Below are 13,158 nucleotides of genomic sequence, written 5' to 3' on the forward strand. Positions count from 1 at the left end.
CGCATTGCCGCCTCATGGGTGCCCGTTTTCCTTCGCGCAGAGGCATCGCAACGGCCGTGTAGCCTGCGTCAAATCATCATATTTGGTTTGACAATAAGTATGATTTATTTAGCTTCGTGGAGCGGCAGCGGAGGCTGGCAGCCGCATACATGAGACAGAAATCCTGTGCCGTTGCAGGTTCCGGTCCCGATACATTGCGATCGGGTACGGCCGATTTCGCGTGCTCAAAGACACCGGAACAGCCTCAGACGTGTTCAACAATCCGGCGTTTGCCGGGCAATGGGTAAACGCATGAAAATCACCAAATTGACGACCTATATCGTTCCGCCGCGTTGGCTGTTTCTGAAGATAGAAACCGACGAGGGCGTCGTCGGATGGGGTGAACCGGTTGTCGAAGGCCGCGCGCTGACCGTGCAGGCCGCCGTTCACGAGCTGGAAGATTACCTGATCGGCAAAGACCCTTTCCTCATCGAGGACCACTGGCAGGTCATGTATCGCGGCGGGTTTTATCGCGGCGGTGCCGTTCATATGTCGGCCATTGCCGGCATTGATCAGGCGCTATGGGATATCAAGGGCAAGGCGCTTGGCCAGCCGGTGCATTCGCTGCTCGGCGGTCAGGTGCGTGATCGCATCAAGGTGTATTCGTGGATCGGCGGTGACCGCCCTTCCGATGTGGCCAACAATGCCAAAGAGGTTGTTGCCCGAGGGTTCAAGGCGATCAAGCTCAACGGCTGCGAGGAAATGCAGATCGTCGATACCAATGAGAAGGTGGACAAGGCGGTCGAAACCATCGCCATCATCCGCGAGGCGGTCGGCCCGCATATCGGCATCGGCGTCGATTTCCACGGCCGCGTGCACAAGCCAATGGCCAAGGTTCTCGCCAAGGAACTCGAGCCCTACAAGCTGATGTTCATCGAGGAACCGGTGCTCTCGGAAAATCGCGAAACACTGAAGGAAATCGCCAACCATTGCTCGACACCGATCGCGCTTGGCGAACGGCTTTATTCGCGCTGGGATTTCAAGCAGGTTCTGTCGGATGGTTATGTCGATATCATCCAGCCCGATCTTTCGCATGCCGGCGGCATTACGGAATGCCGCAAGATCGCGGCCATGGCGGAAGCCTATGATGTCGCTCTCGCACCGCATTGCCCGCTCGGGCCGATCGCGCTTACCGCCTGCCTGCAGGTGGATGCCGTCAGCCACAATGCCTTTATCCAGGAACAGAGCCTCGGCATCCATTACAACAAGGGCAACGACATCCTCGACTACATCTCCAACAAGGATGTTTTCCAATACGCTGACGGTTTCGTTAGCATTCCGCAGGGACCGGGCCTTGGTGTCGAAGTGAACGAAGATTATGTGATCGAGCGGGCCAAGGAAGGCCATCGCTGGCGCAACCCGATCTGGCGGCATGAGGATGGCAGTGTTGCGGAATGGTAAGATAACAGCGTAGCATGGCGCTGTCGGCCGGCGAGGAGGCCGGCCGACAGATGATTGTAGACGTTACAGCCGATAGGCTGCGGCCTTTTGGAGGGTTCGATGAATGTTTTTCTTGCGGCGGGCATGTTCCGCCGCTTTTGCCGTGGCGCCGGTTCACATGAACGACTAGCAGCCCCGCAACAGCGCGATCGCTCTCTACGGCACCCTTACGGAGAGCTTTCATGAAGGCCGTCGTCATTCACAAGGCGCATGACCTCAGGATCGAAGACTGCGATGTCGGCGAGCCGGGCCCAGGTGAAGTCCGCATCCGCCTCAGGGCCGGCGGCATTTGTGGCTCGGACCTGCATTATTACCATAATGCCGGATTCGGCACCGTCCGCGTCCGCGAACCGATGATCCTCGGCCATGAGGCCTCCGGCGAAATCGCGGCGGTCGGCGAAGGCGTCACCAATGTCACGGTTGGCCAGCGCGTGGCGATCAACCCCAGCCGTCCGCAGGGGGATTGCGAATTCATGCGTGAAGGCCAGCGCCAACATGCCATGGAAATGCGCTTTAATGGCTCTGCCATGCGCTTTCCACACGTACAGGGGCTTTTTCGCGAAGAAATCGTCGTTGAGGCCGAACAGGCTGTGCCCGTCAAGCCCGATACACCTTTCGAAGAGGCCGCCTGCTGCGAACCGCTCGCCGTCTGCCTGCATGCAGTCGAACAGGCGGGATCGCTGGTCGGCAAACGTGTTCTGGTCACCGGTGCCGGCACGATCGGTTGCCTGACTATTCTCGCCGCGCGCTATGCCGGTGCCACTGAGATCATCGCCACCGACATTTCCAATTCGGCGCTGGCAATCGCAAAATCCATCGGTGCGGATACCGTTATCAACGTTGCGGAGCAACCGGAGGGCCTCGCACCCTATGCCGAAGGCAAGGGGCAGATCCACGTTGCGTTCGAATGTTCGGGAAGCGGCCCGGTTCTGGCTGGCCTCCTGAAAGTCGTGCGCCCGCGTGGCACCATCGTGGCCGTGGGCATGGGTAACGACGTGACAGTGCCGATCAGCGCTATCGTCACCAAGGAACTGGTGGTGCGCGGCACATTCCGGTTCGATGCGGAATTTGCATGGGCGGCAAAGCTGATCTCAGAACGCCGCATCGACGTGCGTCCGCTTCTCTCAGCGCAGATACCCATGGATCGCGCCGTCGAGGCATTCGATCTCGCCAGCGACCGGACCAGATCCATGAAGGTGCACCTGACCTTCTGACCTTCACCTGCTGACCTTTTTATACCAAGACCGGCGCCGCCTTGGCAGCGGTTCCGGCCTTGGAGAAAAATTCAGTCCGGTTCGCCCGGATGTTTGTGGATCGGGTCCACCCAATAAACCGTCTCCGGCTTTTCCACCGGATCGACATCGGTGATATTGACGACAACCGCCTCGTTGTCAGAGCGCACCAGCACGCATTCCAGCTCATTGTCCGGATCGGCATTGATTTCCTGATGCGGCACATAGGGCGGCACGAAAATGAAATCCCCGGGGCCGGCCTCGGCCACATATTCCAGCTTGTCGCCCCAGCGCATACGCGCCTTTCCACGCACGACAAAGATCACGCTTTCCAACGCACCATGATGATGAACCCCGGTCTTGGCATTGGGCTCGATTGCAACCGTCCCGGCCCAAATCTTCTGAGCGCCGACACGCGCGTGGTTGATTGCCGCCTGCCGATACATGCCGGGCGTTTGCGGCGTATTGTCATCGAGCTGGTCACCTTTGATGACCCGGACCCCATTGTGTTTCCAATGATCCTCGCCGTGGTGGTGGGGATGGTCATTCGTCATGCATCTTCTCCTCTATCGCGGCAGCAAATGCATCCTGCGACAACACCACCGGGACGGCAACCTCTGCAGCAACCGATCAAAGGCGTCAGATGACACGGCCGCTTTATTTGGTGTTGCCGTTTTCAGCCTGGGAAATCAGCGCCTCCATGCGCGGCTTTGCACGTGCCGGAAGGGAGACGGACTTATAACTTTCCGGCACGGCCGCCTCGCCCACCTTGATGAGCATGACCATGCCCATGCCGAGATGCGGCGAGCATTTGATGCCGTAGAAGCCGACGGTATCGAACGTGGTCTCGAATGGATCGTTGATCCTGCTTTTGAAGCCCTTGGCGCCATCCGGAATCATGTCGTCGATCGTTGCGGCGTTGTGGCTCTTGTGGGTCGGCACGAATTTGACAGTGTCGCCGGGCTTGATCTCAAGATAGTCCGGCTCGAATACCATCGGCCCTTTCTCTCCCCGGTTCAGCATCCTGACTTCGAACGTCTCGGCAAAAGCAGCTCCGCCAAAGCTCAAGGTCGCCAGCATGGCAAAGAGCAGGCTAAAAATCTTGATCATGAAATATCGTCCTTTCTGGAGGAATTGCGTTTGCGATCGCTGGCCCGGAAGCGGACATGACAGAGGCCGTCTTCGTCTTCACAGACGGTCGCGTCCACACCGAAGACGGCACTTATCGTGTCCGAAGTCAGAACCTCCGCTGGCGCACCTATGGCAGTCAGCCTGCCTTGATCCATGATGGCAATGCGATCGCAGAACATGGCGGCATGGTTGAGATCGTGCAGCGCCGCCACCACCGTCAGGTCCTGGCGGCGTACCAGATCGAGCAGATCGATCTGGTGACCGATATCGAGGTGGTTGGTCGGCTCGTCGAGAAGCAGGACGCGCGGCTCCTGTGCCAACGCTCGCCCGATATGCAGACGCTGGCGTTCTCCCCCGGAAAGATGATGCCAAAAGCGCTCTGCCTTATCGATCATATCGACGTTTTCAAGCGCCGCGTTGACGATCGCGTCATCCTCCAGGGACCATCCGGATAGCGGCCCAAGATACGGCGTTCGGCCCAGTTCGACGGCTTGACGCGCCGTAATTCTTTCGGTGGTTTCCGCCTGTTGCTCCACAAACGCAAGCTTTTGAGCAATGTGGCGGCTGCCGATGGATTTTATCGCCGCATCACCCAGCCTCACATGTCCGGAAAGCGGTTTGCGAATGCCGGCCAGCATCGAGAGCAACGTGCTTTTGCCGGAACCGTTGGGGCCGATAATGCCGAGAAACTCACCCGGCGCGACGTCGAAGGAAACGTCACGCACGATTTCCAGACTGCCGGCGGACCAGCTGAGATTTCGGGCAGAAAGCTTCATGGTCGCGTCCTCTTCTGCCCGAGAATGAAGGCAAATGCCGGGGCACCGAACAGAGCCGTGATCACACCGATTGGCAGCACCTGCCCGGAAACGATGGTGCGCGAAAGGATATCGGCGACGATCATGAAAACGGCCCCGACCAATGCCGTTACCGGCAGCAGACGCCCATGTCGAACACCGACGATGAGCCGTGCCGCATGAGGGATGACGAGGCCGATAAAGCCGATCGAGCCGACCAGCGAGACCATCGCGGCCGTCATCGCGGCGGCTGTACAGATCAGGACGACCTGAACGCGGCGCACGCGGATGCCGAGCGAGGCGGCCGCCTGATTGCCGAAGGCGAAGGCGTCGAGTGCGCGGACATGCCAGAGACAAATGAGAAGACCGATGATCGTGACCGGCAGCGCCAGACCGACATCCGGCCAGCGCACACCTGACAGATTGCCGAGCAGCCAGAACATGATGCCGCGCGCCTGCTCGGCCGTCGCCGACTTGGTCACGACGAAGGAGGTCAGCGCATTGAACATCTGCGAGCCTGCAACGCCGGCAAGGATGATAGCATTGCTGCCGCTGCCGGCGCGCATGGCCAGCAGGCTGACGAGCAGGAAAGCGGCAAGCGCGCCCGCGAGCGCACCCATTGGCATGGTCAGCATTCCCGCGCCAAAACCCAGAAGCGCTACGGCAACTGCACCGGTGGAGGCACCGGCGGAAATGCCGAGAATGTAGGGATCCGCCAGCGGATTGCGCAGCAGCGACTGCAGCACGGCACCGGCGATTGCCAGCGAGGCGCCGCAACAGGCAGCAACGACAGCGCGACTGAGGCGATAGGCCCAGACGATGCCCTCGTCGAGTGGTTCCAGCGGGTAGCCGGCGCCGAAAACGCGGTTGGCGACCGTTTTCAACACGACATCAAATGGAATGGAGGTTTCGCCAATCGCCGCCCCGGCGACTAGCGCAACGGCAAGGATGACGAGCGCCGCAAGTGCGACGCCCGTTCTACTCATTTTTGACGTTATATGTTCCACCGCTATCAGCTTATTTGGCAAGGCCCGAGGCGGCGATGGCATCAGCCAGCTTTTCCAGTCCCTCGACGGTGCGGATGGTCGGGTTCATAGCCTGCGCATCCATTTCGAAGACATGGCCTTCTTTCACGGCAGGCATCAGGCTGGCGACGGGATCTTCCTTGAGGAACTTGTGCTTGACGGCGACATCATCGGCCGGGAACCGGCGGCGATCCATCTTGCCGGCAACGATCATCGTCGGGTTGGCCTTGGCGATGGTTTCCCAGCCGACGGTCGGCCATTCCTCATCGCTCTCGATCACATTCTTGATACCGAGCGCCGACATGATGTAGCCCGGCGCGCCGTGGCGACCAGCGACATAAGGATCGATATCGAGTTCGGCACTGGAGAACCAGAAGACGGCCGAGAGCTTGCCATCCGCCGAAGCGATCTTTGTACGCGCGGCTTCTTCGCGCTTCTTGAGATCGGCGACAACTTCTTCGCCACGATCCTGAACGTTGTAGATCTTCGCCAGATCACGGATTTCCTGATAGATCAGCTCCATAGAAAACACGCCGGTGCGTACGCCATCACCACCACCGGAATTGTCCTTGCCGACGCAATCGGCCGGCGAGGTATAGACCGGCACGCCGAGTTCGGCGAACTGGGCAGGCGTGCCCACCACACCTTCCGGACCGATCTGCCACTGGAACTGGGTCGTCACCAGATCCGGCTTCTTGCCGATCACCGCTTCGAAACTCGGATCGTTGTCGGCCAGGCGCTCGACCTTGGCGTTCGTTTCCTCAAACCCCTTCAGCACCGGACTGACCCAGAGCGCCGTGCCAACCACCCTGTCCGACAGGCCAAGCAGATAAAGCACTTCGGTGACGCTCTGGCCAACCGACACCGTGCGCGACGGTGCCTGTTTGAAGGTCAGTTCAAGACCGCAATTCTTGATGGTCAAAGGGTACTGGGTTTCGGCAGCCTGTACCGGGGTCGAAAATGGAAGGATCGCGACGGCCGAAGCCAGCAAACCTGCGCAGACCGACAGGCGTGAAAAATGAAACATGGTCTCTCCTGGAAATGTGTGATCGATGGAGGGCGACAGCGCGTATCAGAACGCTTGCCGGCGGACAGTCGACATCGACGAAAAAGGGATAAAGACCATGGAGTGCGCACAAGCGCATGGAAGCGTCATAACGTGATCCTCTTCCGGGCATCCCCGCCCGTAACGATAGTTCTGTCCTGACGGCAGGTCTCCTGGCTCACGAACATGCCGTCCACCTGCCTTCCCATGCCGATCACGACACAGTGGCCAGATACCCTTCGGGCATCTCGAGGATGGACGGTGATCCGCTTACAGTTGCGGGGGCAGCCACGGCATTGAGATCTGATAAATCGGATCCGCACCGTGTTCCCTTTTAATTCCATTGCTTTCGGCGCTGGAAACCGTCGCCGCTGAGTTAGCTGGCAGATGTGCCCGCCGTCAATGGCAATAGTGTATGTTATGTAATATCATTACGTGTCAAGATAAAATATGCTGCCTGTTTTGCATCAGGCAAGGTCGATGGACGTCAGCATGGTCGATCGCGCGGTGTGCAGGTGCAGGCGGCATGCCTCGCGCGCCCTTGCGGGATCACCGCTTTTCAAACCGTCGATATAGGCCAGATGCTCGTGCAGCGCGCGATGATTGCGGGCCACTTCATCTCTTTTGTTCCACTGGTAATGATAGTGAAAAATCACCGACATTACGCCCTGGATATTGCCGAGAAACCGGTTCGGCACGGCACTATCCACCAGCTTGTGGAACCGATGATCAAGGTCGGAAAAATCGCGGCCGCGATTATTGAAATCGGCAAGGATTGCATGATGCTCTTCCTCGATCAGCGACAATTCGCCCCAAAGCAGATCATCTTTCGGGAGAGCGACAAAACGATCGACGGCCCGAAACTCGATCAACTCGCGCATATCAAAAAGCTCGCCGACAAAATCCACAGTCAGGCCCAGCGTGCGCCAGCGCCCGTTGCTCTGGCGCTCCAGAAGACCGAAATGGCTGAATTTATTGAGGCAGTCACGAATGGCTGACGTGGACACGCCGAACTGGCGGGCAAGATCCAAACCGTTGATGACTTGTCCGGGGCTGCAATCGGGACCGACCAACCATGCCATGAACTTGCGCTCGACCATATCGGCCAGCGGTTCCATATCGGCATCGGCGAGATAGTCACTACGCTTCGGCAGACGCAATTGCTGCTTGGCGCGACCTTCAACCGCGACGATGCCGCGCATGGACAACGCCGCCAACACGGCGCGCACCGTCGTGCGGCTGATACCGAGTGTCGCAGCCATGGCCGGCTCGGAAGGCAGCGGCGCACCGGCCTGCGCATCGGCCAGCATGTCGAGGGCCTGATTATAGCTGCGCTTGAAAAGAGCATTGGTTTTCATGACCGGGAGAGCGCCTTGAAATGACACTTGGCAGAAGCTGTTTTTTATGAATGCTCTTTTTATATAAAAAACAAATTGCCTGCAAGGCAATTGTCTTTTATCCCAAAAGAACAGTTTTAATGCATGTTACGGGAGAGGGAGCATGCGACGCGAATTGCATTTCTGTCGGCCTGCTGCGCCTCGACCGATCCTTGTTTCAAACAGTTATCAGATCAGGGCGGAGCGTCCATGACGGGCATCATTTTACAGTTCGGCACCAGCCGTTTTCTCCAGGCGCATGCGGATTTCTTTCTGCATGAGGCAAAGCAGGCAGGACAGGATGTTCTGCCTGTCATTATCGTACAGACATCGGGTTCCGCCGAGCGCGCCGGGCGGCTGGCGGCCTTTGCAAATCCAGACGGTTTCCCGGTTATTATTCGTGGCCTGGAAGACGGCAAGCCCGTCGAGCACGCCGTTGCGGTCAAAAGCGTCGAGCGCGGCCTGTCCGCATCCGCGAACTGGGCAGAAGTCGTCAACCTGTTCTGCGAGCAAGCAGAATACGTTCTCTCCAATACAGGAGATTCCGGCTACGACATTGCGGCGGAAACGACAGCCCCCGATCTCGACATCCTGTCGCCACGCCCGTCCTTTCCGGGCAAGCTTGCCCAGCTTCTGAAGGCACGTTTCGAGAGGACGGCAAAGCCGATCACGATCCTGCCTTGCGAACTGATCAATGGCAATGGCCCGGTGCTGAAAGGCATCGTTCGTGATCTCGCACAGAAAGGCGGAGCCGACGCCGCTTTTCTGACATGGCTGGACGAGAAGGTGATTTTCGCCAATACGCTGGTGGATCGCATCGTTTCCGAACCGATCGAACCGGTTGGCGCGGTGGCCGAGCCTTATGGGCTCTGGGCTGTCGAGCGCGCCCCCGGCCTCAGCCTGCCCTGCACCCATCCGTCGATCGTGCTGACAGACAAGCTCGAACCTTTCGAACGACTAAAACTGCATATCCTCAATCTCGGCCACACCACACTCGCCGATATCTGGCTGAAGGAAGGCCGCCCGAAAGGCGAAACGGTCAAGGACATCCTGGCCGACCCCACCATCCGCCAGCGGCTCGATGCCATTTATTGCGACGAAGTCGTTCCGGGCTTTGCCGCCCATGGCATGGGTGAAGAAGCCAAAGCCTATGTCGAAACCACGCTCGGCCGTTTCCTCAATCCCTATCTCGAACACCGTATTGCCGACATTGCCGGCAACCATGCGCTGAAGATCGAGCGGCGCATAAAAGCCTTTCTCGACTGGGCCGGCACACCGGCACCAACCCTTGAAGGCATCGTCCACGCCACTGACAGGAAATCCGCATGAAGGCACTCGTCTGCGATGAACCCGGCCGCCTCTCCATCGTCTCACGCGCCGAACCGGTGCGTGGAGAAAAAGAGGTGAAGGTCCGCATCCGCCATATCGGCATTTGCGGCACGGATTTTCACATCTTTGCCGGCAAACATCCCTTTCTCGATTATCCTCGGGTCATGGGGCATGAACTGTCGGGCACGGTTGAAGAGGCGTCGGCGGAGAGCAGACTGAAGGCCGGCGATCCGGTCTATATCGTGCCCTACCTCTCCTGCGGCACCTGCAAGGCCTGCCGCAAGGGCCTGTCCAATGCCTGCTGCAACATTCAGGTTCTGGGCGTGCACAAGGATGGCGGCATGGCGGAATATCTCTGCGTGCCGGAGCAGAATGTCATCCCCACCGGCAATATTCCGCTCGAAGATGCGGCAATGATCGAGTTTCTGGCCATCGGCGCGCATGGCGTCAAACGCGGCATGATTACCTCGGAAGATCGTGTTCTTGTCACCGGCTCCGGCCCGATCGGCATGTCTGCGATCATCTTCGCCAAGGCCCGCGGCGCGCATGTGACTGTGATGGACACGCGCGAGGATCGCTTGAAATTCGCCGTCGATCAGCTTGGCGCAGACAGCGTCATTTTTGCTGACGAAAACGCCGAGGCGGAAGCCGAACGCCAGACCGGCGGCGAATGGTATGACGTCGTCATCGACGCCACCGGCAATGCCGTGCCGATGCAGCGCGGTTTCGGTTTTCTCGCCCATGGCGCGCGTTACGTGCTTCTGTCCGTCGTGCGGCAGGATATCACCTTTTCCGATCCTGAGTTCCACAAGCGCGAAGCGACACTGATTGCCAGCCGCAATGCCCAGCCTGATGATTTTGCCGAAGTGGTGCGGCAGATCGAGGCCGGCAAAGTGCCGACCCGCGCGCTCAACACCCATCGCGGACGCCTGGAAGACGGCGTTTCGCTTTTCGCCGAATGGTCGAAGCCGGAAGCCGGCGTGATCAAAGCGATCCTGGAGGCTTGACATGACATTGAACATGACCACGAAAAAGACACTCCGCCTGAACCCGCAGGACAATGTGGTGGTAGCGACCGCCGACTTGCCCACGGGAACCCCAATTGAAGGCGATGTTGTGGCCGTTGCCCGCGTGCCGCGCAGCCACAAGGTGGCGACGCGTCCTATCGCCAAGGGCGAACCGATCCGCAAATTTGGCCAGATCATTGGTTTTGCGTCGACCGACATCAATCCGGGCGAATGGGTGCACGAAAAAAACGTCACCATGGGCGAGGATTTTGAGCGCGATTATGCTTTCGCCGCCGAAGCCCGTCCGAAGGAAACGCTGCTGCCGGGCGAAACGCCGGCCTTCTTCAACGGTTTTCGCCGCGCCGACGGCCGCGCCGGCACCCGCAACTATATCGGCATCCTCTCCTCGGTAAACTGTTCCGCCACGGCGGTGGATTACATCGCCGAAGAGATCAACCGCTCAGGCATTCTCGCCGATTACCCCGATATCGATGGCATCGTCGCCCTGCCGCACAGCCAGGGCTGCGGCATGGCTAACAAGGGCGAGGCATTTGACGTGCTGTCGCGCACGCAATGGGGCTATGCCAGCCATCCCAACTTTGCAGCAACGCTGCTGGTCGGCCTCGGCTGCGAAGTGTTTCAGATCCCGCGCATGAAGGAAACCTACCAGATTGCCGAGGGCGAGCATTTTCAGTCGCTGACCATTCAGGAAACCGGCGGCACCCGCAAGGCTGTCGAGGCAGGGGTTGCGCGGATCAAGGAAATGCTGCCTTTCGTCGCCCGCTCACGCCGCGAGCCGATTTCCGCAGCGGAGCTGTCGCTCGCGCTGCAATGCGGCGGCTCCGACGGTTATTCAGGCCTCACCGCCAACCCGGCGCTCGGTGTCGCAGCCGACATGCTGGTGCGTCAGGGCGGCACGGCCATCCTCTCCGAAACACCTGAAATCTACGGCGCCGAACATCTGCTGACGCGCCGCGCCGAAAGCGTCGAGGTCGGCCAGAAGATCGTCGACCTCATCGCATGGTGGGACGAATACACGACCCGCAATGGCGGTGAGATGAACAACAACCCCTCCCCCGGCAACAAGGCGGGTGGCCTCACCACCATTCTTGAAAAATCGCTCGGTGCGGTGGCCAAGGGCGGCAACTCCACGCTCAGAGGTGTCTACCGCTACGCCGAACGTATCGACCGCAAGGGTTTTGTCTATATGGACACGCCCGGTTACGACCCGGTGGCGGCGACTGGTCAAGTAGCGGGCGGTGCCAACATTCTCTGTTTCACCACCGGCCGCGGCTCCGCTTATGGCGGCAAACCGGTGCCATCGATCAAGCTCGCCACCAATAACGAGCTTTACGCCCGCATGACCGAAGACATGGACATCAATTGCGGTGATGTCATCGATGGCGTGAGCCTCGAAGACAAGGGCCGCGAGATTTTTGAGGTCATCCTCGACGTCGCGTCCGGCAAGAAGTCGAAATCGGAACTGCTGGGGTATGGCCGCCACGAATTTGTGCCGTGGCAGATCGGCGCGGTGATGTGATGATACACTTCTCTGAGGGCGACCTCAGAGAAGCCCCCGCCCCGCCAGATTGCGCATCAGCGCGCCGACGCCAAAAGTCCAGGGCGGGCAATCGGCGCAGCGCGCCATGCGGTTGACCAGACGCCCGAGTTCCGGCGCGCTGATTTCCACCCGATCGCCCACTTCGTGGGTAAAGCCTTGGCCGGGACCGCGACGATCCTTGACCGGCGCGAACATCGTGCCGAGGAACAGCACCGCGCCATCGGGATATTGATGATTGGGGTTGAGCAACTGCCCGGCCAGATCCGCGGGATCGCGGCTGATGGCGTTCATGCGGCTGACGCCATCCATGACAAAACCATCCTCGCCGGTCACCTTCAGCGACACTTCGAGATTACGCACTGTATCGAGCGTGAAGGTATCATCGAACAGGCGGATGAACGGACCGATCGAGCAGGAGGCGTTGTTGTCCTTGGCCTTGCCGAGTAGCAGCGCCGAGCGCCCTTCGATATCGCGCAGGTTGACGTCATTGCCCAAAGCGGCCCCGACGATCGTTCCATCTGAACGGATAGCCAGCACCACTTCCGGCTCCGGGTTGTTCCATTCCGACTTCGGATGCAGGCCGGCCAGCGCGCCGCTGCCTACGGAAGACATGGGTTGCGCCTTTGTAAAGATTTCCGCATCCGGGCCGATGCCGACTTCGAGATATTGCGACCACAGTTTCATCTCGGTCAACAGCGCCTTCACCTCGGCAGCCTTCTCCGACCCCGGCACGAGGCCGGTGAGCTTTTCACCAAGCACGGGCGCGAGCTTTTCGCGAACATTGGCCGCTTCGGCCGGATTGCCGCGCGTAAATTCCTCGATCACCCGTTCCAGCATCGAACCGGCAAAGGTGACGCCAGCGGCTTTCACCGCCTGGAGATCGACGGGTGCCAGCAGCGCGCCAAGACTTCCATCGAGAAAACCGCTGAGAGGTCCAACAACCGGACCGGCTTCGCTCACGACACGCGTGGCGATGCCGTCGATTTCCAGAAGAGCACTGGAGGTCAGGGCAATGCCGGAAATATCGTGCAACTGGCCATCGCGATACAGCACCGGCAACGGTCCACCGGCAGCGTTTGACCACACACGACCGATCAGGATCGCCTTGTCGGCATCGGTCGGCAGAATGGTTTCAGGTGAGAGCGTCAGCGCCAGAATATCATTCATCATCACAAAAAT

11 protein-coding genes, 1 pseudogene and 1 riboswitch are annotated in these 13,158 nt (G+C 59.4%); of the genes and pseudogenes, 5 read left to right on the plus strand and 7 right to left on the minus strand.

Going from position 1 to position 13,158, the window contains the following annotated elements:
• The first annotated feature begins 291 nt into the window (after positions 1-291).
• Entirely contained in the window at positions 292-1,440 is a 1,149-nt protein-coding gene (gene dgoD / locus ACRQ1B_RS18830; protein ID WP_432295478.1) for a galactonate dehydratase, read from the plus strand.
• A 221-nt stretch (positions 1,441-1,661) separates the two neighbouring features.
• Positions 1,662-2,693, plus strand: a complete 1,032-nt coding sequence (locus tag ACRQ1B_RS18835) for an L-idonate 5-dehydrogenase (protein WP_432295479.1) — start codon at positions 1,662-1,664, stop codon at positions 2,691-2,693.
• A 71-nt stretch (positions 2,694-2,764) separates the two neighbouring features.
• Here the strand turns inward: ACRQ1B_RS18835 and ACRQ1B_RS18840 are convergent, their stop codons facing one another.
• The 6 genes and pseudogenes from ACRQ1B_RS18840 to ACRQ1B_RS18865 form a co-directional block, all read right to left on the minus strand.
• Positions 2,765-3,265, minus strand: a complete 501-nt coding sequence (locus ACRQ1B_RS18840) for a cupin domain-containing protein (protein WP_432295481.1) — start codon at positions 3,263-3,265, stop codon at positions 2,765-2,767.
• Between the two features lie 103 nt (positions 3,266-3,368).
• Complete coding sequence (locus ACRQ1B_RS18845) at positions 3,369-3,821, minus strand: pseudoazurin (protein ID WP_432295482.1); 453 nt, start codon at positions 3,819-3,821, stop codon at positions 3,369-3,371.
• Entirely contained in the window at positions 3,818-4,618 is an 801-nt protein-coding gene (locus ACRQ1B_RS18850) for an ABC transporter ATP-binding protein (protein WP_432295484.1), read from the minus strand. Before ACRQ1B_RS18850 ends, ACRQ1B_RS18845 begins: the two co-directional genes overlap by 4 nt.
• Entirely contained in the window at positions 4,615-5,622 is a 1,008-nt protein-coding gene (locus tag ACRQ1B_RS18855; protein WP_432295485.1) for a FecCD family ABC transporter permease, read from the minus strand. Before ACRQ1B_RS18855 ends, ACRQ1B_RS18850 begins: the two co-directional genes overlap by 4 nt.
• Before the next feature lie 31 nt (positions 5,623-5,653).
• Positions 5,654-6,604: pseudogene (locus ACRQ1B_RS18860) on the minus strand (ABC transporter substrate-binding protein); the annotation flags it as partial.
• Positions 6,605-6,852: 248 nt separating this feature from the next.
• A riboswitch (cobalamin riboswitch) is annotated at positions 6,853-7,088 on the minus strand.
• An 85-nt stretch (positions 7,089-7,173) separates the two neighbouring features.
• Complete coding sequence (locus tag ACRQ1B_RS18865) at positions 7,174-8,064, minus strand: GntR family transcriptional regulator (RefSeq protein WP_432295486.1); 891 nt, start codon at positions 8,062-8,064, stop codon at positions 7,174-7,176.
• A 228-nt stretch (positions 8,065-8,292) separates the two neighbouring features.
• Between ACRQ1B_RS18865 and ACRQ1B_RS18870 the strand changes: the two genes are divergently transcribed.
• From ACRQ1B_RS18870 to ACRQ1B_RS18880, 3 genes are read left to right on the plus strand one after another with little or no spacing between them, the layout of a single operon-like run.
• Positions 8,293-9,411, plus strand: coding sequence for a mannitol dehydrogenase family protein (locus ACRQ1B_RS18870; RefSeq protein ID WP_432295487.1), 1,119 nt, complete (start codon positions 8,293-8,295; stop codon positions 9,409-9,411).
• The gene (locus tag ACRQ1B_RS18875; RefSeq protein WP_432295488.1) at positions 9,408-10,418 is read left to right on the plus strand and encodes a zinc-binding alcohol dehydrogenase family protein; all 1,011 of its coding nucleotides are present in this window, start codon (positions 9,408-9,410) and stop codon (positions 10,416-10,418) included. The genes ACRQ1B_RS18870 and ACRQ1B_RS18875 overlap by 4 nt, the downstream gene beginning before the upstream one ends.
• A gap of 13 nt (positions 10,419-10,431) precedes the next feature.
• The gene (locus ACRQ1B_RS18880; protein WP_432295791.1) at positions 10,432-11,958 is read left to right on the plus strand and encodes a UxaA family hydrolase; all 1,527 of its coding nucleotides are present in this window, start codon (positions 10,432-10,434) and stop codon (positions 11,956-11,958) included.
• Between the two features lie 24 nt (positions 11,959-11,982).
• Here ACRQ1B_RS18880 and ACRQ1B_RS18885 read toward each other — a convergent pair whose 3' ends face one another.
• Positions 11,983-13,149, minus strand: coding sequence for a fumarylacetoacetate hydrolase family protein (locus tag ACRQ1B_RS18885; protein WP_432295490.1), 1,167 nt, complete (start codon positions 13,147-13,149; stop codon positions 11,983-11,985).
• Positions 13,150-13,158 lie beyond the last annotated feature (9 nt).

Origin of the sequence: Endobacterium panacihumi (genome assembly GCF_050847465.1) — a bacterium.
In the GTDB taxonomy this organism is placed as follows: Bacteria; Pseudomonadota; Alphaproteobacteria; order Rhizobiales; family Rhizobiaceae; genus Neorhizobium; species Neorhizobium panacihumi.